The 24,086-nt window shown below is 70.7% G+C and carries 17 protein-coding genes and 1 tRNA gene; 11 read left to right on the forward strand and 7 right to left on the reverse strand.

What is annotated here, in order from left to right:
* Positions 1–56: 56 nt before the first annotated feature.
* Positions 57–2,597, forward strand: coding sequence for an ATP-dependent helicase HrpB (gene hrpB, locus OHB41_RS14225; RefSeq protein WP_266698409.1), 2,541 nt, complete (start codon positions 57–59; stop codon positions 2,595–2,597).
* Here hrpB and pgfA read toward each other — a convergent pair.
* The 3 genes from pgfA to OHB41_RS14240 all read right to left on the reverse strand — a co-directional run bounded on the left by pgfA (position 2,587) and on the right by OHB41_RS14240 (position 5,718).
* Positions 2,587–3,579 carry a cell envelope lipid trafficking protein PgfA gene (gene pgfA / locus OHB41_RS14230; protein WP_266698410.1) on the reverse strand — a complete coding sequence of 331 codons (993 nt, stop codon included), beginning with the start codon at positions 3,577–3,579 and terminating at the stop codon, positions 2,587–2,589. The genes hrpB and pgfA overlap by 11 nt on opposite strands.
* Before the next feature lie 21 nt (positions 3,580–3,600).
* Complete coding sequence (locus OHB41_RS14235) at positions 3,601–3,735, reverse strand: SPW_0924 family protein (protein WP_266698411.1); 135 nt, start codon at positions 3,733–3,735, stop codon at positions 3,601–3,603.
* Positions 3,736–3,954: 219 nt separating this feature from the next.
* Positions 3,955–5,718, reverse strand: coding sequence for a lytic transglycosylase domain-containing protein (locus OHB41_RS14240; RefSeq protein WP_266698412.1), 1,764 nt, complete (start codon positions 5,716–5,718; stop codon positions 3,955–3,957).
* Between the two features lie 255 nt (positions 5,719–5,973).
* On the opposite strand from OHB41_RS14240, the gene OHB41_RS14245 reads away from it, so the two are divergent.
* The gene (locus OHB41_RS14245; protein WP_266698414.1) at positions 5,974–6,828 is read left to right on the forward strand and encodes a DUF4184 family protein; all 855 of its coding nucleotides are present in this window, start codon (positions 5,974–5,976) and stop codon (positions 6,826–6,828) included.
* Here OHB41_RS14245 and OHB41_RS14250 read toward each other — a convergent pair.
* Together OHB41_RS14250 and polA are read right to left on the reverse strand one after the other, a co-directional pair.
* Positions 6,749–7,585 carry a hypothetical protein gene (locus tag OHB41_RS14250; protein WP_266698416.1) on the reverse strand — a complete coding sequence of 279 codons (837 nt, stop codon included), beginning with the start codon at positions 7,583–7,585 and terminating at the stop codon, positions 6,749–6,751. The genes OHB41_RS14245 and OHB41_RS14250 overlap by 80 nt on opposite strands.
* A gap of 601 nt (positions 7,586–8,186) precedes the next feature.
* The gene (gene polA / locus OHB41_RS14255) at positions 8,187–10,913 is read right to left on the reverse strand and encodes a DNA polymerase I (protein WP_266698418.1); all 2,727 of its coding nucleotides are present in this window, start codon (positions 10,911–10,913) and stop codon (positions 8,187–8,189) included.
* Positions 10,914–11,036: 123 nt separating this feature from the next.
* Between polA and OHB41_RS14260 the strand changes: the two genes are divergently transcribed.
* The 7 genes from OHB41_RS14260 (at position 11,037) to OHB41_RS14290 (ending at position 20,806) form a co-directional block, all read left to right on the forward strand.
* Positions 11,037–13,316, forward strand: coding sequence for an FdhF/YdeP family oxidoreductase (locus tag OHB41_RS14260; protein ID WP_266698420.1), 2,280 nt, complete (start codon positions 11,037–11,039; stop codon positions 13,314–13,316).
* Between the two features lie 54 nt (positions 13,317–13,370).
* Positions 13,371–13,859 (forward strand): PaaI family thioesterase, encoded by a 489-nt coding sequence (locus tag OHB41_RS14265; protein WP_266698422.1) that lies wholly within the window; start codon positions 13,371–13,373, stop codon positions 13,857–13,859.
* A gap of 1,060 nt (positions 13,860–14,919) precedes the next feature.
* A complete protein-coding gene (locus tag OHB41_RS14270; protein ID WP_266698423.1) occupies positions 14,920–16,140 on the forward strand; it encodes a branched-chain amino acid ABC transporter substrate-binding protein in 1,221 nt (406 codons plus the stop codon).
* A gap of 130 nt (positions 16,141–16,270) precedes the next feature.
* Positions 16,271–17,203, forward strand: coding sequence for a branched-chain amino acid ABC transporter permease (locus OHB41_RS14275; protein WP_153291151.1), 933 nt, complete (start codon positions 16,271–16,273; stop codon positions 17,201–17,203).
* Between the two features lie 5 nt (positions 17,204–17,208).
* Positions 17,209–19,005 carry a branched-chain amino acid ABC transporter permease gene (locus OHB41_RS14280; protein ID WP_266705864.1) on the forward strand — a complete coding sequence of 599 codons (1,797 nt, stop codon included), beginning with the start codon at positions 17,209–17,211 and terminating at the stop codon, positions 19,003–19,005.
* On the forward strand, positions 19,002–20,093 hold the full coding sequence (locus OHB41_RS14285) for an ABC transporter ATP-binding protein (RefSeq protein WP_323138373.1): 1,092 nt from the start codon (positions 19,002–19,004) through the stop codon (positions 20,091–20,093). Before OHB41_RS14280 ends, OHB41_RS14285 begins: the two co-directional genes overlap by 4 nt.
* Entirely contained in the window at positions 20,090–20,806 is a 717-nt protein-coding gene (locus tag OHB41_RS14290) for an ABC transporter ATP-binding protein (protein WP_153291150.1), read from the forward strand. Before OHB41_RS14285 ends, OHB41_RS14290 begins: the two co-directional genes overlap by 4 nt.
* 76 nt (positions 20,807–20,882) lie before the next feature.
* On the opposite strand, the gene OHB41_RS14295 is transcribed toward OHB41_RS14290, so the two are convergent.
* A complete protein-coding gene (locus OHB41_RS14295; protein ID WP_266698427.1) occupies positions 20,883–21,539 on the reverse strand; it encodes an ANTAR domain-containing response regulator in 657 nt (218 codons plus the stop codon).
* A 98-nt stretch (positions 21,540–21,637) separates the two neighbouring features.
* Between OHB41_RS14295 and OHB41_RS14300 the strand changes: the two genes are divergently transcribed.
* Together OHB41_RS14300 and OHB41_RS14305 are read left to right on the forward strand one after the other, a co-directional pair.
* Positions 21,638–21,712 (forward strand) — tRNA-Leu (locus OHB41_RS14300).
* A gap of 106 nt (positions 21,713–21,818) precedes the next feature.
* Positions 21,819–22,595 carry a transcriptional regulator gene (locus tag OHB41_RS14305; RefSeq protein WP_266698429.1) on the forward strand — a complete coding sequence of 259 codons (777 nt, stop codon included), beginning with the start codon at positions 21,819–21,821 and terminating at the stop codon, positions 22,593–22,595.
* Positions 22,596–22,605: 10 nt separating this feature from the next.
* Here the strand turns inward: OHB41_RS14305 and pyk are convergent, their stop codons facing one another.
* A complete protein-coding gene (gene pyk / locus OHB41_RS14310) occupies positions 22,606–24,042 on the reverse strand; it encodes a pyruvate kinase (RefSeq protein ID WP_266698431.1) in 1,437 nt (478 codons plus the stop codon).
* Positions 24,043–24,086 lie beyond the last annotated feature (44 nt).

Raw genomic sequence — 24,086 nt, forward strand, 5'->3', positions numbered from 1 at the left:
ATGCGCGCGCGGGGCGTGTTTGACGTCCCTGCGCGACCTCGTACGAGACTGGGGGCGTGATCCGTACCGACGCCCTCGACCGGCTGCCCGTCCGTTCCGCCGTGCCCGCGCTGCGCGACGCCCTGGAGGAGCACGGTGCGGCGGTGTTGTGCGCCCCGCCGGGCACCGGCAAGACGACACTCGTGCCGTTGGTTCTCGCCGGGCTCGTCGGCGGGGGCCCGGCGCGCCGGGTGCTGGTCGCCGAACCGCGGCGGATCGCGGCCCGGGCCGCCGCCCGGCGGATGGCGTGGCTGCTCGGCGAGCAGGTCGGCGAGAACGTGGGTTACACGGTGCGCGGGGAGCGGGTCGTGGGGCCACGCGCGCGCGTGGAGGTCGTCACGACGGGAGTGCTCCTGCAGCGGCTGCAGAGGGACCAGGAGCTCGCGGGCGTCGACGTGGTGGTCCTCGACGAGTGCCACGAACGGCATCTGGACGCCGACACGGTGGCCGCCTTCCTCCTGGACGTCCGGGCCGCGCTCCGTCCCGAACTGCGGCTCGTGGCCGCCTCCGCCACGACCGACGCCGAGGGCTGGGCCCGGCTGCTGGGCGGGGCGCCGGTCGTCGAGGCGCAGGGGGTCTCGTATCCGGTGGAGGTGGTCTGGGCGCCTCCGGCGCGGCCCGTCCGTCCGCCGCACGGCATGCGGGTCGATCCCGCTCTGCTCGTACACGTGGTGTCGGTGGTGCGGCGGGCGCTGGCCGAGCGCGACGGGGACGTGCTGTGTTTCCTGCCCGGCGTGGGGGAGATCGCGCGGGTCGCCGGTCAGTTGGGGGACTTCGGCGGGATCGACGTGCTCCAGGTGCACGGGCGGGCGCCCGCGGCGGTGCAGGACGCGGTGCTGGCCCCAGGCGCCGGGCGCCGGGTGGTCCTGGCCACCTCCGTCGCCGAGTCGTCGCTGACGGTTCCCGGAGTGCGGGTGGTCGTGGACTCGGGGCTCGCGCGCGAGCCCCGGGTGGACCACGCGCGCGGGCTGAGCGCGCTGACGACGGTGCGGGCCGCGCAGGCGGCCGGACGACAGCGGGCGGGGCGGGCCGGCCGTGAGGCGCCGGGACGGGTGTACCGCTGCTGGTCCGAGGCGGAGGACGCCCGTCTCCCACGCTTTCCCGCGCCCGAGATCAAGGTGGCCGACCTGACGGCGTTCGCCCTGCAGGCGGCCTGTTGGGGCGATCCGGAGGCGACGGGACTGGCCCTGCTGGACCCTCCGCCGGCCGGCGCGATGGCGGCGGCGCGGTCCGTCCTGGCGGCGGTGGGCGCGGTGGACCCGGCGGGCCGGGCCACGCAACGGGGTGTGCGCATGTCCCGGCTGGGCCTGCACCCACGGCTGGCGCGGGCACTGTTGGACGCGGTGCCCGAGGTCGGTGCGGACCGGGCGGCCGACGTGGTCGCGCTGCTGAGTGAGGAGCCGCCGCGGGAGTACGGGGACGATCTGGCGGCGGCCTGGCGGACGGCCCGGCGCGGCGGTGACGCCTACGCGGCACGCTGGCGCACCGAGGCGCGCCGACTGCGCTCGGCCACCAAGGACGCCGCGAAGAAGGCGCCGAAGGACCTGCCGCCGGACAGGGACACGGGTGGCCGGGCCGGCCCCGGGGACGACCGCGTCGTCGGGCTGGTCGCCGCCCTCGCGTTCCCCGAGCGCCTCGCGCGGGCGCAGGGCGGCTCGTACCTGATGGTGAACGGGACCCGCGCCGACATCGGTGACGGTTCCGCCCTGCGCGACGCGCCCTGGCTGGCCGTCGCCGTGGCCGACCGTCCCGTCGGCGCCGGGCACGCGCGCGTGCGGCTCGGGGCGGTGGTGGACGAGGGGACGGCCCGGCGCGCCGCCGCGAGCTTCGCGGCCGAGGGCGAGGAGGTCCACTGGTCCGAGGGCGATGTCGTCGCGCGGCGGGTCGAGCGGCTCGGGGCGGTGGAGCTGGCGGTGCGCCCGCTCAGGAACGCCGACCCCGGGCTCGTACGCGAGGCGCTGCTGGAGGGACTGCGGGCGGACGGACTCGGGTTGCTGCGGTGGTCGCCGGACGCCGAGGCGCTGCGCCGGCGGCTCGCCTTTCTGCGACTGCATCTCGGCGCGCCCTGGCCCGACGTGGGCGACGACGCGCTCCACGCGCGCGTGGCGGAGTGGCTGGAGCCGGAGCTGAGCCGCGCGCGGCGGCGGGCCGATCTGGCGCGGATCGACGCGGGGCAGGCCCTGGCCCGGCTGCTGCCCTGGGCCACTGGTGAGGCAGCCCGGCTGGAGGAGCTCGCGCCCGAGCGGATCGAGGTGCCCAGCGGGTCCAGGATCCGGGTCGACTACGCCAATCCCGAACAGCCCGTCCTCGCCGTCAAGTTGCAGGAGATGTTCGGCCTCCACGCGTCACCCGCCGTGGCCGGGGTGCCCGTACTCGTCCATCTGCTGTCGCCCGCGGGGCGGCCCGCCGCGGTCACCGCCGACCTCGCCTCCTTCTGGAAGGACGGCTACCGGGCGGTCCGGGCCGAACTGCGCGGCCGTTACCCCAGGCATCCGTGGCCCGAGGATCCGGCGGCCGCGGAGCCGACCCGCCATACCAACGCGCGGCTCAGGCGCTGACCGGCTCGGGCCGTGCGGCCCGGGCGGGGGCGGGATCGTCGGGGCGGCGGCCGCGCGCCTCCAGGTAGAGGGAGAGGGACAGCAGGGCGGCGCCCAGGAACAGCAGGCCCCAGGGGAGGTAGGAGGTCATCAGCAGGACCAGGGTGCGGTTGGACTTGACCAGGGCGACGGTGTGCTCGATGTAGTCCTCGCGCATCTTCACGTGCCCGGCGAAGGCGGTCACCTTGGCGCGCCCGCCGAGCAGGGTGCCGCCGCGCAGTTCCTCCTTGTGGATCTCCTCGCCGTAGACCGGTGCCCCGGTGACCGGTTCGACCCAGAATCTGCGGACGGTCGTGTACCAGCGTGTCGTACCGGTCCTGGCGACCGACTGCGCGGTGATGCCCTGGACGGGCATGACCTTGGGGAACGCGACCTTCGTCCAGGGAATCGTCTGCTCGAAGTAGTAGACCTCGACGCCGCGGAAGGTGCGGGTGCCCTCGTAGTGGATGGGGGCCGAGGTGCGGGTCTGCGCGTCGAAGTACTCGTAGTCCCGCTTCTCCGTCCGGAAGGGCCACTTGAACTCGATGCCGTCGCGCCGGACGGGGTCGCCGTCGACCGACTCGCCGGTCGCGTGGACGGGTTCCTGGGTGTGGGCGTCGAAGATGTAGCGCTCGGGGAGCTTGGAGACCATCTTCCCGTCGGGGCCCTGCACGTAGGAGAGGGAGTCCCAGACGACCACGTCGCGGCCCGCCGTCCGCTCGATCCGGTCGGAGGCCTCGACGTTGCCCTTGAGGGTCTGCACGACAGTGACCTCGGGGACCTTCTTCGCCTTCATGGTGCCGTAGTCGAGCAGGGTCGCGTCCTTCGCCTCCAGGACCATGTCCTGGTACTGGTCGGCGGGGATCTTGGCCACCCGTGGGAAGACGTACCAGCGCGTCAGTGGGGACAGTGCCGCGCAGAACACGGCGAGGGCGAGCAGGATCAGGCTGGCCTTGCGGCGCATCTGGACGGCCCTCCCGGCTGGTTACGGATGCTTGGGGACGGTGGTGAGCAGCGGCTTCGGCGACGTCCTGCCGGCCGGTGAGCCCATGGCGGTGATGGTGAACACCAGGGCGAGCGCCACGGCGAGACCGGTCGCGGCGGCGATGAGGGCGCGCATGCGGGGCCTCCCGAGAGCCTGGAGCTGATGCATCGTCAGGTCGGGCACCGTAGCAACGGCGGGCCGAGATGAGAACACGTCGCGCACACGACGAGGGCGCCCCTCCGCCGGAAGCGGAGGGGCGCCCTGGTGGCGCGGGGGCCGCGAGCGGCCGTGTCCCGCCCTGGCGTGGCCCTGGCGGGACCGGCCGTGCCGGGAGTACGGCGTGGCCGTGCCGGACTACGGCGTGGCCGTGGCGGACGGCGCGGGGGTGCCGGACGGCGCGGGGGTGCCGGACGGCGTGTCCGTGGCGGCCGGGGCCACCTTCAGCTCGACCGTCAGCGTCGCGCCGCCCGTGGTGGTGACGCGGAGCAGGAACGTGCCGGTCGTGTCGTCCGCGTACAGCTTGGGGAGCTTGAGAGCACCGTCGGCGTCGGTCGTGAGGTCCGTGAGGGTGCGGACCGTCTTGCCGTCCGCGTCCTTGAAGTACGGGCCCTTGTCGTTCTCGGTCGCGTCGTCCGCCGACTTCACCAGTGTGGCGGTGGCCGCGACCTTGCCCGCGGCTGCGCCCTTGTAGGTGGCCTTCAGCTGGACCTGGTCGGCGAACTCGCCGCCCGGCACGCAGGTCAGCTCGGTGTCGCCGGTACGGGTCAGGGTGTCGGCCTGGCGCGCGGTGACGGTCGCGGCGTAGTCGAGGCCGCTGAGGGTGCGGCCCACGACGGTGGCGCGGACCGTGAAGCCGCCGGTCTTCTCGCCCGCCACGAGCGTGGGCGCGGTCGCCGTGCCCTTGCTGTCGGTGACGAGCGTGGCGGCGCTCTCGCCGCCCGTGAAGGTGGCGTCCGTGTCTCCGACGATCATGAACCGGACGCGGACCTTCGCGACCGCCTTGCCCGCCTTGGTCTCGGTGCGCACCGCGACCTTGGTGTCGAAGGTCCGGCCCGCCGTCGCGGTGAGCTTCCCGGTGTCCGCGTCCTCCAGGTGGTCCACCGTCTCGGTGGGCGTGGGCGGCGTGGCCGGCGGGGTCGAGGGCGAAGCGGGCGCGGACGGGCTCGTGCCGGGGCCCGTCGAACCGCCGCCGCCCGGCTTGGGAGTGCTCGGCTTCGACTCGGGTGTCGAGGGCGCGGACGGCGACGGGCCCGGGTCGGCCGTGGAGTTGTCGCCGCTGCTGTGCGACGGCAGGCTGCCCGTGCCGTCCGGCACCTCGTGGGTGCCCTTGCGGTAGTACTCCAGCCACGACAGCACCGTGTTGAGGTAGGCCGTCGAGTTGTTGTAGCTGAGGATCGCCGCGTTCATCTGCGCCTGCACGGACAGGTCACGGCCGGCCCGGCACAGGTAGTGACCGGCCGCGAGTGCCGCGTCGTAGACGTTGTTGGGGTCCTTCTTGCCGTCGCCGTTGCCGTCGCGGCCCGCCCACTCCCAGGTGGAGGGGATGAACTGCATGGGGCCCACCGCGCGGTCGTACGCGCTGTCGCCGTCGTACGCGCCGCTGTCGGTGTCGCCGATCAGCGCGAAGCCGTTGCCGTCGAGCTTGGGACCGAGGATCGGCGAGTACGTCGTGCCGTTCGCGTCGACACGGCCGCCGCGCGCCTGCCCGGACTCGACCTTGCCGATGGCCGCGAGGAGTTGCCAGGGCAGATTGCAGCCCGGCTTGGACGCGCGCAGCGAGGTCTCGGCCCTCTTGTAGGCGTCGAGCACGGTCGCCGGTATGCCGGCCTCGGCCTCGCCGACGGAGACGGGCGTCCCGATGGTCGACGACGGGCTCGGGTTCGGACTCTTCAGCGGCGGCAGATCGGTGTAGTAGGGCGAGTTGCCGGTCGCCGCGCCGTCACCGCCGCCCTGGCCGCCGGCGCTCACGTCGGCCGAGGGCTGGGCGCCAGAGGCCTGTCTGCCGAGGCTGTCGGTGGCCACTCCGGGTGCCTGGGAAGCGGACAGGGCCGCGACCGCTGCCGCGGCTACGGCGGTGGACGCCGCCCCCTTGCGCAGTCTGCCGAAATGCGCCGCCATTGAGTGAACCCCTCCCGTGGTCGACCGCCCGCGCTCCGCGCGTTCGCTGGCACAGTGACGCAGGTGACCCTACGACAACTTCCGTCGCCCGGGCACCCGTTCGTGCCCGATTTTCACCGGTTGGCCATGTTCGATTGTCCGGTGGGTCACGTACCCCGGGCGGCGCGTCCGGACCTTCTCACCCGTCTCTCATAATGGCCTTCGGTGATCACCGAAGGCGACGCCTTCGACCGACGTCGGCCACAGGGGGACGATTTGCCCTTCACTCTCAGTCATGCGGCGGCCGTACTGCCCGCCGTGCGGGGCGACGGAAGCGGCCGGAGCCGACTGGTGCCGGCGGTCCTGGTGGCCGGCTCCTTCGCTCCCGACATGACCTACTACGCGGCGAGTGCGGTACCCGGAGCGATGGAATTCGGCACCTTCACGCACTCGTTCACCGGTGTCCTCACCTTCGACGTGCTCGTCTCCTGGGCCCTCGTGGGCGTGTGGCTGGTCCTGCGCGAGCCGTTGGTGGCCCTGCTGCCACGGAACCGTCAGGGGCGCCTCGCGGGACTGCTGCGCTGCGGGACGGCCCGCCGGGAGCCCGGTGCGTCCCTGGCGCTGTGGTGGTACGCGTCGGCGGTGCTCGGCGCGCTGACGCACGTCGTGTGGGACGCGTTCACGCACCACGACCGGTGGGGGGTGCGGCTGCTGCCCGCGCTGGGACGGGACGTCGGGGGCACCCCCGTGTTCACGTACGCGCAGTACGGCACTTCGATGGCGGCGGCCGTGGTGATCACGGTCTTCGTGGTCGTCGCGCTGCGGCGGACACCGCCCGGCGAGCCGGTCGGGGTGCCGCAGTTGTCGCGTGCCGACCGGTGGCTCGCGGCCGCCGTGACCGGCGGCTGCGCGATCGTCGCCGCCGCGCAGCGGGCTGCCCGGTGGTGGGCCTACTGGGGCTCGGGCGCGAAGACGTGGGAACTGATCCCGACGCTGTGCTTCGGCGCGGGTGCGGGTCTCGTCCTCGGCCTCACGGTGTACGCCGTCGGCGTCAGGGTGTGGCGCCCCGCTCCGGTTCGTCGCGGCCCGGTGGCCACGCGTACGGAGCCGAACCGTCCGACGCGCCGCTGAACCCGCTCCGCGGGGCCGGGCCCCGGACGAGGCCGCGTCCCTGGCCCAGGCCGCGGTGGACGGCCCGGGCGAAGCGCCCGAGGGTGCGGGTTCCGTACACCGTCGACGGGTTGTCGTGCGACAGGACGACGATGCGGCAGGTCCTTCCGGTGCCCGTGAACGCGCCGACACTGTGCACCCGCCAGCCGTGCGCCGGGCGGGGCAGCCGGCCGTTCTCCGGGTGCGCCCACGGACCGCCCGGCATCCCGGCGGGGCTGCCCCGGAGCGCTGCACCGCGGACGTGGCCGAGCAGGCTCAGGCCGTGGACGCGGGACTTCAGGAAGGAACGGGAGCCGGCGACGACGTCCGGCAGGCGCAGGGCAGCGATGCCGTCCGAGACGGTGCCCAGGGGGCGGAGGGCGGCGAGCTCCCACCGGTCCAGGGTGTGCCGGAACCGGTCCGCCCGCCGCGGCACGACCTCCATGGCTGTGCCCTCGGCGAAGCCCTCCGCGTCGTACTGACACTCGCTCGCGAGATCGCAGGTCGGGCCGGCGCCGCCGGTGTGCACCGGCAGGGCGAGGGTGCCCGGGCGTGAGGCCGGTGCCGCCCCGGGGTCACGGGACGCGCGCGCGGCGAGCTCGGGAGTGCGGCCGGGACGGCGGCCCGCGGGTGTCTGAGCGGTGCTCGCGCTCGCGGCCACCGCGGGCACCGGCGCGAACAGCGCCGGGACGACGCCCGCGGGGAGGGCCGTGCGGCGGTGGAGTATGCGTATACCCATGCCCGCATCCTTGCGGTCCCCCTGCGCGGGGGGCGTCTTTGCGAGGGCCACGCGAGTGACGGGCCCTCCGGGGGGTGAGCGGCAGACGGCTGATCGCTGTCTCCGGGGCCCCAGAGCCGTACTGGGACCCGGCCCGGGTCCCGTACGAGCCTCGGGGTTCCCGAGCCTCCGGGCCCGGAGTCCGGGGGCCCGATAGTCCGGGCTCCGGGCCCCCGGTCTCCGGGGCCCTGGGCCTGCGAGGCCCTGTGACTCCGGGTCCCCGGGCCCGGGGACCCAGGCCTCAGGCCTCCAGGTCACCAGACCTCCAGGTCTCCAGGTCTCCAGGTCTCCAGGTCTCCAGGTCACCAAGTCACCAAGTCACCAAGTCACCAAGTCACGGGTCCCCGGGCCCCGACCGTCGGGCACCGGCCCCCCGGCCAGCAGGCAGGACGCCGTCGTCCATGGGCCACCGCCGGGGGCCGGTTCGGCGCCGGAGGGCCCGCCGTACGGGGCCCGTGCCGAGACGGACCGGGGCCCGGCACCCGATGGTGCCGGGCCCCGGTCCGGTGACGGTGCAGGCTCCCCGGTCCGCGGTCACCCGGAACCTCGGTCGCCGAAGCGGCTAGTGCGCCGCCGATTCCCAGTCGGCTCCCGAGCCGACGGAGACGTCGAGCGGGGCCCGGAGATCGACGGCGGACGCCATCTCGCGGCGCAGGAGCTCCTCGGTCTTCGCGCGCTCTCCCGGGGCGATCTCCAGGACGATTTCGTCATGGACCTGGAGGAGCATGCGGGACTTCAGACCGGCCTCGCGCAGCGCCCGGTCGACGTTCAGCATCGCGATCTTGACGATGTCCGCGGCCGTGCCCTGGATCGGCGCGTTCAGTGCCATGCGCTCGGCCGTCTCGCGACGCTGACGGTTGTCGCTGTTCAGGTCGGGCAGATAGCGACGCCGGCCGAAGAGGGTCTCCGTGTAGCCCGTGGCACGCGCCTCGTCCACGACCCGGCGCAGATAGTCCCGGACACCGCCGAAACGCTCGAAGTACGTCTCCATCAGGGCACGCGCCTCACCCGCGTCGATGTTCAGCTGCTGGGACAGGCCGAACGCCGACAGCCCGTACGCCAGGCCGTACGACATGGCCTTGATCTTGCGCCGCATCTCCGCGTCGACCGCCGAGCGCTCGACCGAGAACACCTGGGACGCCACCGTCGTGTGCAGGTCCTCGCCCGACGTGAACGCCTCGAGCAGGCCCTCGTCCTCGGACAGATGGGCCATCACCCGCAGCTCGATCTGGCTGTAGTCCGCCGTCATCAGCGACTCGAAGCCCTCGCCGACCACGAAGCCGCGGCGGATCGCGCGGCCCTCCTCCGTACGCACCGGGATGTTCTGCAGGTTCGGGTCCACCGACGACAGACGGCCCGTCGCCGCCACCGTCTGGTTGAAGGTGGTGTGGATCCGGCCGTCCGCGGCGATCGTCTTGATCAGGCCCTCGACGGTCACGCGCAGCTTCGCCTGCTCACGGTGGCGGAGCATGATGACGGGCAGCTCGTGGTCGGTCTGCGTGGCCAGCCAGGCCAGCGCGTCCGCGTCCGTCGTGTAACCCGTCTTCGTCTTCTTCGTCTTGGGCAGATCGAGCTCCCCGAAGAAGACCTCCTGGAGCTGCTTGGGCGAGCCGAGGTTGAACTCGTGGCCCACGGAGGCGTGCGCCTCCTTCACCGCCTGCTGCACGGCGGCACCGAACATCTGCTCCATGGCCTCCAGGTGCGCCCGGTCGGCCGCGATGCCGTACCGCTCCAAGCGCGCCAGCAGCGCCGACGTGGGCAGCTCCATGTCCCGCAGCAGATCGGCCGCGCCGACCTCCCGCAGCTTCTCGCCGAACGCCTCACCGAGGTCGAGGATCGTGCGGGCCTGCGCCATCAGCGCCTCGGCCTCGGCTCCGTCGTCCGCACCGAACGCCAGCTGCCCGTCGGCCGCGGCGGCCGGACCCAGCTCCCGCCCGAGGTACTCCAGCGACAGCGCGTCCAGCGCGAACGAACGCCGGCCCGGCTTGACCAGGTAGGCGGCGAGCGCCGTGTCCATGGACACGCCCTCGACGCTCCAGCCGTGCTCGGCGAAGACCCGCATCACACCCTTGGCGTTGTGCAGCACCTTGGGCTTCGCGGGGTCGGCGAGCCACTTCGCGAACGCGTTCTCGTCGCCCTCGTCCAGCTCCGAGGGGTCGAACCAGGCGGCCGCCCCCTCCGCCGCGGCGAGCGCGATCTCCGCCACCGAGCCGGCGCCCAGCGCCCACGCGTCGACCGTGGCCAGGCCCAGGACCGCCCCGCCGTGCTCGGCGAGCCACGGCTTCAGCTCGCCCGCGCCCAGCACCGCGCCGTCCAGCTCGACACCGGCGACGACCGGCGCCGCCTCCTCGGCCTCCTGCGCCCCGGGGTCGACCGCGAACAGGCGCTCGCGCAGCGAGGGGTTACGGATCTCCAGGGTGTCCAGGACCATCGCCACGGCCGTACGGTCGTACGCCGCGCGCTCCAGGTCGGTGACCGCCCTCGGCAGCTCGACGTCCTTCACCATCTCCGTGAGACGGCGGTTGAGCTGCACCGCCTCCAGGTGGTCACGGAGATTCTGGCCGGCCTTCCCCTTCACCTCGTCGACGCGCTCGACCAGCTCCGCGAACGAACCGAACTGGTTGATCCACTTCGCGGCCGTCTTCTCACCGACACCGGGGATGCCCGGCAGGTTGTCCGACGGGTCACCGCGCAGCGCCGCGAAGTCGGGGTACTGCGCCGGCGTCAACCCGTACTTCTCGACGACCTTCTCCGGAGTGAACCGGGTCAGCTCGGAGACACCCTTCGTCGGGTAGAGGACCGTCGTGTGCTCCGACACCAGCTGGAAGGAGTCACGGTCGCCGGTGACGATCAGGACCTCGAAGCCCTCCGCCTCGGCCTGCGTGGCCAGCGTGGCGATGACGTCGTCGGCCTCGAAGCCGTCGACCGCGAACCGCTGCGCGTGCATCGCGTCCAGCAGCTCACCGATCAGCTCGACCTGGCCCTTGAACTCGTCCGGGGTCTTCGACCTGTTCGCCTTGTACTCCGTGAACTCCTCGGAGCGCCAGGTCTTGCGCGAGACGTCGAACGCCACCGCGAAATGCGTGGGCGCCTCGTCGCGCAGCGTGTTCGCCAGCATCGACGCGAAACCGTAGATCGCGTTCGTCGGCTGGCCGCTCGCGGTCGTGAAGTTCTCCGCGGGCAGCGCGAAGAACGCGCGGTACGCCAGCGAGTGCCCATCCATGAGCATCAGTCGCGGACGGCTCGTACCTGCGGTCTTCTCGGTCTTCTTCGATGCTGTTTCTGCCACGCCCCCGATCCTGCCACGCCCCACTGACAGCGCGGACCGTCCGGGACCGGCCGCAGGCATCGTCACCACCGCGTGCGAGGATCGAAGAGGTACCGCACACAGGCACGCGAGAGGGGTTCAGCGATGGCCGGCAAGCCGCCCAAGAGCGATCCGGTTCAGGACGCGCCACAGGTCGTCGAACCGAAGCACGCGGCGGCCGGGCTGCCCGCGATCGGCCACACCCTGCGGATCGCCCAGCAGCAGATGGGAGTGCGCCGCACCGCGCTCACCCTGCTCAGGGTCAACCAGAAGAACGGCTTCGACTGCCCCGGCTGCGCCTGGCCCGAGCCGGAGCACCGGCACACGGCGGAATTCTGTGAGAACGGCGCGAAGGCGGTCGCCGAGGAGGCGACCCTGCGCCGGGTCACCCCCGAATTCTTCGCCGAGCACCCCGTCACCGACCTCGCCGGCCGCAGCGGCTACTGGCTCGGACAGCAGGGCCGCCTCACCCACCCCATGTACCTGCCCGCGGGCGCCGACCAATACGAGCCGGTGACCTGGGAGCGCGCCTTCGACATCGTCGCCGAGGAACTCACCGCGCTCGACTCCCCCGACGAGGCGCTCTTCTACACCTCCGGACGCACGAGCAACGAGGCCGCCTTCCTCTACCAGCTCTTCGCCCGCGAACTCGGCACGAACAACCTCCCCGACTGCTCGAACATGTGCCACGAGTCCTCGGGATCCGCCCTCTCCGAGACCATCGGCATCGGCAAGGGCAGCGTCCTGCTCGACGATCTCCACAAAGCGGACCTGATCATCGTCGCCGGGCAGAACCCCGGCACGAACCACCCCCGCATGCTCTCCGCCCTGGAGAAGGCCAAGGCCAACGGCGCGAAGATCATCAGCGTGAACCCGCTGCCCGAAGCGGGCCTGGAGCGGTTCAAGAACCCGCAGACCCCGCAGGGCATGATCAAGGGCGCCGCCCTCACCGACCTGTTCCTGCAGATCCGCCTCGGCGGCGACCAGGCCCTCTTCCGCCTCCTGAACAAGCTCGTCCTGGACACGGAGGGAGCCGTCGACAAGGATTTCGTCGCCGAGCACACCCACGGCTACGAGGAGTTCGCGGCCGCCGCCCGCGCCGCCGACTGGGACGAGACGCTCACGGCGACCGGCCTCACCCGCGCGAAGATCGACGAAGCCCTCGCCATGGTCCTCGCCTCGCGGCGCACCATCGTCTGCTGGGCCATGGGCCTCACCCAGCACAAGCACTCCGTGCCGACGATCCGCGAAGTCGTCAACTTCCTGCTGCTGCGCGGCAACATCGGCCGTCCCGGCGCCGGCGTCTGCCCGGTCCGCGGCCACTCGAACGTGCAGGGCGACCGCACCATGGGCATCTTCGAGCGCCCCGCCCCGGCCTTCCTGGACGCCCTGGAGAAGGAGTTCGGCTTCGCCCCGCCCCGTGAACACGGCTACGACGTCGTCCGGGCCATCCGCGCCCTGCGCGACGGAGACGCGAAGGTCTTCTTCGCCATGGGCGGCAACTTCGTGTCCGCGTCCCCCGACACCGAGGTGACCGAGGCCGCCATGCGCCGCGCCCGCCTCACCGTGCACGTGTCGACGAAGCTCAACCGTTCGCACGTGGTCACCGGCGCCCGTGCCCTGATCCTGCCCACCCTCGGCCGCACCGAGCGCGACCTCCAGGGCAGCGGCGAGCAGTTCGTCACCGTCGAGGACTCCATGGGCATGGTGCACGCCTCACGCGGCCGCCTGGAGCCCGCGAGCAAGCACCTGCTGTCCGAACCGGCCATCGTGTGCCGCCTCGCCCGCCGTGTGCTCGGCGACGACTCCCGCACCCCCTGGGAGGAGTTCGAGAAGGACTACGCGACAGTCCGCGACCGCATCGCGCGCGTGATCCCCGGCTTCGAGGACTTCAACGCGCGCGTGGCCCACCCCGCGGGATTCGCCCTCCCGCACGCCCCGCGCGACGAACGCCGCTTCCCGACCGCCACGGGCAAGGCCAACTTCACCGCCGCGCCCGTCGAGTACCCGAAGCTCCCCGAAGGCCGGCTGCTGCTGCAGACCCTGCGCTCGCACGACCAGTACAACACCACGATCTACGGCCTCGACGACCGCTACCGGGGCATCAAGAACGGCCGCCGGGTCGTCCTGGTCAACCCCGAGGACGCGCGCTCGCTCGGCGTCGCCGACGGCTCGTACGTCGACCTGGTCAGCGAGTGGCAGGACGGCCTGGAGCGGCGCGCCCCCGGCTTCCGCGTCGTGCACTACCCGACCGCCCTCGGCTGCGCGGCCTCCTACTACCCGGAGACCAACGTCCTCGTCCCGCTCGACGCCACCGCCGACACCAGCAACACCCCGGCCAGCAAGTCCGTCGTGGTCCGTCTGGAACAATCGGCCACCGACTGAGCGTTTGCTCAGGAAGTCAGCCAGAGAGATCCACGACGATCGGAGCCGGCCCCCATGGGCGAGCAGAGTCACGTGAAGTTCCCGCAAGAGGTCCTCGACGAGTACGCCGCGCTCGGCGTCGACCTGCCCGCCCTCTTCTCGGCGGGCCACCTCGGCACCCGCATGGGCGTGCAGATCGTCGAGGCCTCCGCGGACCGGGTCGTCGGCACCATGCCCGTGGAGGGCAACACCCAGCCGTACGGACTCCTGCACGGCGGCGCCTCGGCCGTCCTCGCCGAGACCCTCGGCTCCGTCGGCTCCATGCTGCACGGCGGCAGCTCCAAGATCGCCGTCGGCGTCGACCTGAACTGCACCCACCACCGCGGGGCGCGCTCCGGCCTCGTCACGGGCGTGGCCACACCCGTCCACCGGGGGCGCTCCACGGCCACGTACGAGATCGTCATCACGGACGAGGACGACAAGCGCGTGTGCACCGCACGGCTGACCTGTCTGCTCCGGGACGTGAATCCCGGCGACGAACAGCACGTACGTTCCCAGGCCTGACGCCCGACAACACCAGAACGCCGAATCGGCCCGCCCGCCACACCGGCGGACGGGCGGACGGACGGGCGGGCAGACGGGCGGGCAGACGCCGGACGGGCGAAGGACGGGTGGAAGCCCGGAGGACGCGTGGACGGCGAGGCCCGCCGAACGCAGGCACGGCCGCGGCCGATCAGTACGGACGTAGCTGACAGGCACGGCCGCGGCCGGCCGGCACGACCGCTGCCGAGTGGGCGCGGCACGGCAGGAGTTGAGCCCCACCCCGCCGCCCCGACCCGCCCGCCCGGCCCGCTCTCCCCCGGGGCCGGCCGGACGCGAACCGGCCACGCTCCTCGCCCGCGCCCCTGCCGCGACCAAGACCTCCCCGCCTGACGCCTCCTCATGAAGCCGTGATCATGCGGGACATGGCGATCGACGCCGCCAACTCCAGCCGTACGGCGCCGAGTCACACGCCGTTCACCCCGACTCGGCTCGCCCGGAACCCAGTTGCGACGTCTCCACCGCTTACGGGATCACCACGCCTTCGCCGGACTTCACGCCCGGACCCCACCGCATGCGCCCTTTCCCGCGCGCGCCGGGACAACCCACCTGATCACGGTCCACATCTCCGTGACCGAGCGTTCCGGACTCCCCCTCGACACCGGACTCCCCGCCCCCGACGTAACGCTGCGTAACACGCGCGCAATACAGCACCGGAGTTCCCCCCTCGAAGCCCCGTGCTCCAGGGGATCTTTCCGCGCTCCTCCACGCGACCTGCGACGCCGTCCGCCCCGGACGCTCACCCACGCACAACCGGAAGTGCGGATTCTCAACATGTGGACTTCGCAGAATTTCCGCCAAACCGGCCGAGAGCACCCTTCCTCGAAGCTCACCAACCAGCACGTCATAACAAGAAAGTCACAAGCCAGCCCACCACGATGCCGGGGCCCACAGACAGGCTTAGAGTCACGGCCAGTCACCGCGCCGCCGGGCGCGTCTGCAGCACGGCATCTGTACCACCAGTACGGCCCGGCGAGACTCACAGCGGCTCAGCCGAGCTGCTGCGCCAGGGAGAGGAATCATCGTGCGACAGCGTTCTTTGGTCATACTCACCTCCGTGCTCACCACAGGAGCACTCACGCTGACCGCCTGCGGTTCGCGCGACGACGGTGGGAACAAGGACAGCGGCAAGAAGACCGAGATCATCATCGGTGTCGACGCCCCGCTGACCGGTCAGAACTCCGCCACCGGCCTCGGCATCCAGGGCGGCGTCCAGATCGCCGTCGACGACGCCAACAAGAACAACACCGTTCCCGGCGTGACCTTCAAGGTCCAGGCGCTCGACGACAAGGCGATCCCGGCCAGCGGCCAGCAGAACGCCACCGCCCTCGTCGGCAACGACAAGGTCCTCGGCGTCGTCGGCCCGCTCAACTCCGGTGTCGCCACCCAGATGCAGCAGGTCTTCGCGACCGCCAACCTGGTCGAGATCTCGCCCTCGAACACGGCACCCGAACTCACCCAGGGCAAGAACTGGCAGACCTCGAAGTCCCGCCCGTTCAAGACGTACTTCCGCACCGCGACCACCGACGCCCTCCAGGGCGGCTTCGCGGCCGAGTACGCGAGCACCACGCTCAAGAAGAAGAACGTCTTCGTCGTCGACGACAAGCAGACCTACGGCGCGGGCCTGGCCAAGCTGTTCAAGGCCGGCTTCACCAAGAGCGGCGGCAAGGTCGCGGGCGAGGACCACGTCAACACCGGCGACACCGACTTCTCCGCCCTCGTCACCAAGATCAAGAACTCCAAGGCCGACCTCGTCTACTACGGCGGCCAGTACGACGAGTCCGAGAAGCTCACCAAGCAGCTCAAGGACGGCGGCGCCAAGATCCCCGTGTTCGGCGGTGACGGCATGTTCAGCGACACCTACATCCAGACCGCCGGCAAGACCTCCGAGGGCGACCTCGTCACCTCGGTCGGCCAGCCCGTCGACTCCCTGGCCTCCGCCGCCGACTTCATCAAGAAGTACAAGACCTCCGGCCTCAAGGGCGACTACGGCACCTACGGCGGCTACTCCTACGACGCCGCCACCGCCATCATCAAGGCGATCGGCAACGTCGTGAAGGACGGCAAGGTCCCGGACGACGCCCGCGCCAAGATCGTCGACGAGGTCCAGAAGACGAAGTTCGACGGCATCGCCGGCCCCGTCTCCTTCGACGAGTTCGGTGACACCACCAACAAGCAGCTCACCGTCTACCAGGTCGTCGCCGGCAAGTGGAAGGCCGTGAAGAGCGGCACGTTCAACGGCTGATCCGATCTGATCCCATCGGATCCGATCCGCCGCTAGCACAACCCCAGGGCCGCGCGGCCTCGACCACACGTCACCGCGCGGCCCGCTCCATACTCCCGTTCACTCTCCCCACCCACATGGAGGCCATGCGGTGAACACTCTGCCGCAGCAGCTGGCCAACGGGCTGTTCCTCGGCTCGATGTACGGGCTGATCGCCATCGGCTACACGATGGTGTACGGCATCGTCCAGCTCATCAACTTCGCCCACGGCGAGATCTTCATGACCGGAGGCTTCGGCGCACTCACGGTCTACCTCTACGTCCTGCCCGACGGCACATCCATGTGGATAGCCCTTCCGGCGATGCTCATCGGCGGAGGCCTCGTCGCCGTCCTGATCGCCGTCGGGGCGGAACGGTTCGCCTACCGTCCGCTGCGCGGCGCACCACGCCTCGCACCACTCATCACCGCCATCGGCCTCTCCCTCGCACTCCAGCAGGCCGTCTTCAACTGGTACCCGGACGCCAAGACCGACCGCAAGTTCCCCCAACTCGACTTCGGCCCCTGGCACCTCGGCTCCATCAGCGTCCAGAGCGGCTCCGTCTTCGTCATCATCGCCGCCCCCCTCTGCATGGCAGCCCTCGCGATCTTCGTCCGCATGTCCCGCACCGGCCGCGCCATGCAGGCCACCGCACAGGACCCGGACACCGCCCAGCTCATGGGCATCGACACCAACAAGATCATCGTGATCGCCTTCGCCATCGGCGGCTTCTTCGCCGCCGTCGCCGCCATCGCCTACGGCCTCCGCTACGGCACGATCCAATACAACATGGGCTTCCAGATGGGCCTCAAGGCCTTCACCGCGGCCGTCCTCGGCGGCATCGGCAACATCTACGGCGCCATGATCGGCGGCCTCGTCCTCGGCCTCGCCGAAACCATGGCCACCTCCTACATCGACGGCATCCCCGGCATGCAGCAGCTCGGCGGCGGCGGCTGGTCCTCCGTCTGGGCCTTCGTCCTCCTCATCCTCGTACTGCTGTTCAGACCACAGGGTCTGGTCGGCGAACGCGTCGCGGACAGGGCGTGAGCACCATGGCAACCACCGAGAACACCGCAGAGAACACCACCGGGGCCACCACACCCACGGCCGGCCTGATCTCGCTCCCGCAGACGGCCGCCCGCGTCCTCATCGCCGTCGGCGCCATCGGCACCATCGCCAGCACCTTCATGTCGTGGACCTACACGGCCGACTTCCCCGGCGACCTCACCTACTACGGCTCCCCCGCGGGCCTCCAGGTCCTCGACCTCGTCGCGGGCGCCCTCACCCTCCTCTTCGCGCTCACCCAGTACGGCGTCCGCGGACTGCGCTGGCTCAACCCGACCGGCGCCACCGCACCGGTCGTCCTCGCCACCGCCTCCGCGTTCGCCATCAGCTGGTTCAGCGCCATCGCCATCGCCGTCGACCTCAAGGGCCTCGTCGCCCTCGACCCCGGCGCCTACGTCGCCGCCGTCGCCTCCCTCATCGCCCTGCTCGGCGCCCTGGCACTCCCCAAGCCCGGTGACACCTTCAAGGACTACGTCACCAAACCCGAACACCTCCCCACCGCCGCAGCACTCCCCGCCTGGGGCGAACGCCTCGTCATCACCGGCGCCACCGCCGTCGCACTGATCGTCTTCACCTACGGCATCGGCGTCGACCCCGACGCCAGCGAGACCTTCATCGGCTACCTGCTGCTCGTCGTCCTCGGCGTCTGGGCCCTCCAGTCCGCCGGACTCTTCGACCGCTTCGCCCAACTCAACGCCCAGCACAAGGGATTCGCCACCTCCATGGCGTTCCTCGCCGCGGCGATCTTCCCCTTCGTGGAGAACGACGAACACAACGCCAACCTCGGCGTGAACATCCTCGTCGTCGCCACCGTCGCCCTCGGCCTCAACATCGTCGTCGGCCTCACCGGCCTCCTCGACCTCGGATACGTCGCCTTCCTCGGCGTCGGCGCCTACGCCGCCGCCCTCGTCTCCGGCTCCGAGTTCTCCCGCTTCTCCGGCGTCCAGTTCCCCTTCTGGGCCGCCATGCTCACCGGCATGGCCGCGTCGCTCGTCTTCGGCGTCCTCATCGGCGCCCCCACCCTGCGACTGCGCGGCGACTACCTCGCCATCGTCACCCTCGGCTTCGGAGAGATCTTCCGCATCACCGTCAACAACCTCGACGGCTCCTCCGGACCCAACCTCACCAACGGCCCCAACGGCATCTCGATGATCCCGGACCTCAACATCTTCGGGTTCAACTTCGGCAACACCCACGAGATCGGCTCGCTCACCCTCGGCCGCTTCGCGAACTACTTCCTGCTGATGCTGATCATCACCGGCATCGTCGTGATCGTCTTCAACCGCGCCGCCGACTCCCGCATCGGCCGCTCCTGGATCGCCATCCGCGAGGACGAGACCGCCGCCACCGCCATGGGCATCAACGGCTTCCGCGTCAAGCTCATCGCCTTCGCACTCGGCGCCTCCCTCGCCGGCCTCGCCGGCACGGTCAGCGCCCACGTCGGCTACAGCGTCAACCCGGCCCCCTACCAGTTCGCCGGCTCCGTACCCCCGAACTCCGCGTTCCTGCTCGCCGCGGTCGTCCTCGGCGGCATGGGCACCGTCAACGGCCCCATCCTCGGCGCCACCCTGCTCTACCTCCTCCCCGAGAAGCTCGGCTTCCTGAAGGAGTACCAGCTCTTCGCCTTCGGCCTCGCGCTCGTCATCCTCATGCGCTTCCGCCCCGAAGGAATCATCGCCAACCGTCGCCGCCAACTCGAGTTCCACGAGGCCGACGAGACCATCGACATCCCCGAACAGGGCCTGCCCGACTCCACCGTCGGCGTCACCAAGGCAGGGGCGTGACCCACATGACCACCACCACAGCCCCCAGCCCCGTCCTCGAGGCCAGCGGCGTCACCATGCGCTTCGGCGGCCTCACCGCCGTACGCAGCGTCGACCTCACCGTCAACAGCGGCGAGATCGTCGGCCTCATCGGCCCCAACGGCGCCGGCAAGACCACCTTCTTCAACTGCCTCACCGGCCTCTACGTCCCCACCGAGGGCAAGGTCTCCTACAAGGGCACGGTCCTGCCGCCCAAGCCCCACCTCGTCACCAGCGCCGGCATCGCCCGCACCTTCCAGAACATCCGGCTCTTCGCCAACATGACCGTCCTGGAGAACGTGCTCGTCGGCCGCCACACCCGCACCAAGGAAGGCCTCTGGTCCGCCCTCCTGCGCGGCCCCGGCTTCCGCAAGGCCGAAGCCACCTCCCGCGAACGCGCCATGGAACTGCTGGAGTTCATCGGCCTCGCCCACAAGGCCGACCACCTCTCCCGCAACCTCCCCTACGGCGAACAGCGCAAGCTCGAGATCGCCCGCGCCATGGCCAGCGAACCCGGCCTCCTCCTCCTGGACGAGCCCACCGCCGGCATGAACCCCCAGGAGACCCGCGCGACCGAAGACCTCGTCTTCGCCATCCGCGACCGCGGCATCGCCGTCCTCGTCATCGAGCACGACATGCGCTTCATCTTCAACCTCTCCGACCGCGTCGCCTGCCTCGTCCAGGGCGAGAAGCTCGTCGAAGGCACCTCCGACGTCGTCCAGGGCGACGAACGCGTCATCGCCGCGTACCTCGGCACCCCCTTCGAAGGCGCCCCCGGCGCCGACGAACTCGCCGAGGTCGAGGCGGCCGAAGCCGGCGGCGCCACCACAGCGGCGGCCACACCGGCCGAGCCCACCGTGCCCGCACAGGCCACCGAACCGGCCGCAGAGACGGTGCCGGCCACGGAGACCACGGAACCGGCAACGGAAACACCGGAGACCACGGAACCCGCCGACACCCCGGACGCACCCGACGCCCCGGAAGCCCCCGCCACCACCGAGACCCCGGAAGCCGCCCAGGACGACGCCTCCGCGAACAGCACCACCAGCAAGGAAGGAAACGCCCAGTGACCGCACTGCTCGAGGTCGAAGACCTCAAGGTCGCCTACGGCAAGATCGAAGCCGTCAAGGGCATCTCCTTCTCCGTCGAAGCCGGCCAGATCGTCACCCTCATCGGCACCAACGGCGCCGGCAAGACCACCACCCTGCGCACCCTCTCCGGCCTCCTCAAGCCGACCTCCGGCCGCATCACCTTCGACGGCCAACCCCTCGACGGCATCCCCGCCCACAAGATCGTCTCCCTCGGCCTCGCCCACTCCCCCGAGGGACGCCACATCTTCCCCCGGCTGACGATCACCGAGAACCTCCAGCTCGGAGCCTTCCTCCGCACCGACAAGGCAGGCATCGAGAAGGACATCCAGCGCGCCTACGACCTCTTCCCCATCCTCGGGGAACGCCGCAAGCAGGCCGCGGGAACCCTCTCCGGCGGCGAACAGCAGATGCTCGCCATGGGCCGCGCCCTCATGTCCCAGCCCAAGCTGCTCATGCTCGACGAACCCTCCATGGGCCTCTCACCGATCATGATGCAGAAGATCATGGCCACCATCGCCGAACTCAAGTCCGACGGCACGACCATCCTCCTCGTCGAACAGAACGCCCAGGCGGCGCTCTCCCTCGCCGACCAGGGACACGTCATGGAAGTCGGCAACATCGTGCTCTCCGGAACCGGACAGGACCTCCTGCACGACGAGTCCGTACGCAAGGCCTACCTCGGCGAGGACTAGCACCCCGCCCACAGCCGAAGAGGCCCGCGCCCCTCGTGGGGACGCGGGCCTCTTCGCGCGCTCGCACGCGACGGGACTAACCCTTCGACGACTTCTTCTCCGCGGCGTCCGCGATGACCGCCTCCGCCACCTGCTGCATCGACATCCGACGATCCATCGACGTCTTCTGGATCCACCGGAACGCCGCCGGCTCCGTCAGGCCGTACTCCGTCTGCAGCACCGACTTCGCCCGGTCCACCAGCTTCCGGGTCTCCAGCCGCAGGCTCAGGTCCGCGACCTCCTGCTCCAACTGCTTCAGCTCCGCGAACCGCGACACGGCCATCTCGATCGCCGGCACCACATCGCTCTTGCTGAACGGCTTCACCAGGTACGCCATCGCGCCCGCGTCCCTCGCCCGCTCCACCAGATCGCGCTGCGAGAACGCCGTCAGCATCAGAACAGGGGCGATGCCCTCCTCCGCGATCTTCTCCGCCGCCGAGATCCCGTCCAGCTTCGGCATCTTCACGTCGAGGATCACGAGGTCCGGCTTGTGCTCACGGGCCAGCTCGATGGCCTGCTCACCGTCCCCCGCCTCACCCACGACGGAGTAGCCCTCTTCCTCGAGCATCTCTTTCAGGTCGAGACGGATCAGCGCCTCGTCCTCGGCGATGACGACACGGGTCGTCAGCGGAGGCACGTGCGACTTGTCGTCGTCGGGCGCGTCTACGGGCTGGGGCGACTCGGGGGCGGTCACGGGGGCTCCTCGTTCAGGGGCGGGTACTGCTCCCAAGAGCCTACCTAGCTGCGGTAAGGTGGTGGCCCGAGGGGTTGGGCTAATCCTTCCTTTCTAAGGCCCCAGTACTCCAACCGGTTAGAGAGGCCGCTCTCAAACAGCGGACAGTGTGGGTTCGAATCCCACCTGGGGCACTTTTCCTTCGTTTCCAAGGTTGTCACCCGAAAGCGGATGTTCCCATTCTCGTGAATATCCGCTTTTCGCTGCATGTCGTCACGATCATGCGCACAAAGTGGCCGCATGTACGACGTGGGCACACGCAAACGAGCTCTGGCGCTGGTCACTCAGGGGCGCAGCCTGAACTCCGTGAGCAAGGAGACCGGGGCCTCCCGGTCGGCGATCCGGTCGTGGCAATCACGCCTCGACCCGCTGCCGCGGATGCTGAACCCGCCGTGCGCCAGGTGCAGCCCGATGACCATGACGCCTCCCGACACGGCGGCCTACAGCTACCTCTTGGGGCTCTACCTCGGTGACGGCTGCATCAGCCCACACCGGCGAGCGGGCTACTTTCTCCGCATCGCCTGCGCCGCCGCCTGGCCAGGTCTGATCGAAGCATGCGCCGCCGCTGTCGAAGCTGCCAACCCCCGCGGGAAGTCGAGCCGCGTCCAGGAGATCGGGTACGTATCGGTCGTCGGCTACAGTCGGCACTGGCCCTGTCTCTTCCCCCAACACGGCCCCGGCAAGAAGCACGAGCGCCCCATCGTCCTCGAACCCTGGCAACAGGAGATCGTCGGCGCTCATCCCTGGGAATTCGTCCGGGGACTCGTCCACTCCGACGGATGCCGGATCACCAACTGGACCACCCGCATGGTCGGCGGTGAACGCAAGCGCTACGAATATCCCCGGTACTTCTTCACCAACGTGTCCGACGACATCCGGCGGCTCTACACCGACACCCTCGACACGCTCGGCGTCCGGTGGACGCACTGCACCCGCGACGGAAACCCATACAACATCTCCGTCGCCCGTAAGGCCTCCGTCACCCTCATGGACACCCACGTGGGCCCCAAGTACTGACGAGGCCCGTCTACTTGGGGCTGTCGTCCTCTCCGACGTGGTGGACGCGGACCAGGTTCGTCGTGCCGGAGACGCCGGGCGGGGAGCCGGCCGTGATGACCACGATGTCGCCCTTCCGGCAGCGGCCGTACTTCAGCAGCAGTTCGTCCACCTGGTCGACCATCGCGTCCGTGGAGCCGACGTGCGGGCCGAGGAAGGTCTCCACGCCCCACGTCAGGCTGAGCTGGGAGCGGGTCGCCGGGTCGGAGGTGAAGGCGAGCAGCGGGATCGGGGAGCGGTAGCGGGAGAGGCGTCGGACGGTGTCGCCGGACTGGGTGAAGGCGACGAGGAACTTGGCGCCGAGGAAGTCGCCCATCTCGGCTGCGGCGCGGGCGACGGCGCCGCCCTGGGTGCGGGGCTTGTTGCGTTCGGTGAGGGGTGGCAGGCCGGTGGCGAGGATGTCCTCCTCGGCGGCGGCGACGATGCGGGCCATGGTGCGGACGGTCGCGATGGGGTATTTGCCGACGCTGGTCTCGCCGGAGAGCATCACGGCGTCGGTGCCGTCGATGACGGCGTTGGCGACGTCGGAGGCCTCGGCGCGGGTGGGGCGGGAGTGGTCGATCATCGAGTCGAGCATCTGGGTGGCGACGATGACCGGTTTGGCGTTGCGCTTGGCGAGTTTGATGGCGCGCTTCTGGACGATGGGCACCTGTTCGAGGGGCATTTCGACGCCGAGGTCGCCGCGGGCGACCATGATGCCGTCGAAGGCGGCGACGATGCCGTCGATGTTGTCGACGGCCTGGGGCTTCTCGACCTTGGCGATGACGGGGAGGCGGCGGCCTTCCTCGTCCATGATGCGGTGGACGTCGTGGATGTCTTCGCCGGTGCGGACGAAGGAGAGGGCGATGACGTCGAAGCCCATGCGCAGGGCCCAGCGGAGGTCTGCTTCGTCCTTGTCGGAGAGGGCGGGGACGGAGACGGCGACGCCGGGGAGGTTGAGGCCCTTGTGGTCGGAGACCATGCCGCCTTCGACGACGGTGGTGTGGACGCGGGGGCCGTCGACGGTGGTGACTTCGAGGCAGACCTTGCCGTCGTCGACGAGGATGCGCTCACCGGGGGTGACGTCGGCGGCGAGTCCGGTGTAGGTGGTGCCGCAGGTGTGGCGGTCGCCTTCGACGCCTTCTTCGACGGTGATGGTGAAGGCGTCTCCGCGTTCAAGGAGTACGGGACCTTCGGTGAAGCGGCCGAGTCGGATCTTCGGGCCTTGAAGGTCGGCGAGGAGTCCGATGCTGCGGCCGGTTTCGTCGGCGGCCTTGCGTACCCGCTGGTAGCGGTCCTCGTGTTCGGCGTAGGTGCCGTGGCTGAGGTTGAAGCGGGCTACGTCCATTCCGGCGTCGACCAGGGCTTTGATCTGGTCGTAGGAGTCGGTGGCGGGGCCCAGGGTGCAGACGATTTTTGCTCGGCGCATGGTGTGAGCCTAGGCCTTACCCGTGGGTAGAGAATTGGCCGTGC

Source organism: Streptomyces sp. NBC_01571 (genome assembly GCF_026339875.1).
Classification (GTDB): Bacteria; Actinomycetota; Actinomycetes; order Streptomycetales; family Streptomycetaceae; genus Streptomyces.

Excerpts from the sequence above, each read along its gene's own strand:
- OHB41_RS14265 (WP_266698422.1), top strand. The coding sequence starts at position 13,371 with ATGGGCGAGCAGAGTCACGTGAAGTTCCCGCAAGAGGTCCTCGACGAG.
- OHB41_RS14260 (WP_266698420.1), top strand. The coding sequence starts at position 11,037 with ATGGCCGGCAAGCCGCCCAAGAGCGATCCGGTTCAGGACGCGCCACAG.
- OHB41_RS14305 (WP_266698429.1), top strand. The coding sequence starts at position 21,819 with ATGTACGACGTGGGCACACGCAAACGAGCTCTGGCGCTGGTCACTCAG.
- pgfA (WP_266698410.1), bottom strand. The coding sequence starts at position 3,579 with ATGCGCCGCAAGGCCAGCCTGATCCTGCTCGCCCTCGCCGTGTTCTGC.
- OHB41_RS14240 (WP_266698412.1), bottom strand. The coding sequence starts at position 5,718 with ATGGCGGCGCATTTCGGCAGACTGCGCAAGGGGGCGGCGTCCACCGCC.
- OHB41_RS14280 (WP_266705864.1), top strand. The coding sequence starts at position 17,209 with ATGGCAACCACCGAGAACACCGCAGAGAACACCACCGGGGCCACCACA.
- pyk (WP_266698431.1), bottom strand. The coding sequence starts at position 24,042 with ATGCGCCGAGCAAAAATCGTCTGCACCCTGGGCCCCGCCACCGACTCC.
- OHB41_RS14235 (WP_266698411.1), bottom strand. The coding sequence starts at position 3,735 with ATGCGCGCCCTCATCGCCGCCGCGACCGGTCTCGCCGTGGCGCTCGCC.
- OHB41_RS14250 (WP_266698416.1), bottom strand. The coding sequence starts at position 7,585 with ATGGGTATACGCATACTCCACCGCCGCACGGCCCTCCCCGCGGGCGTC.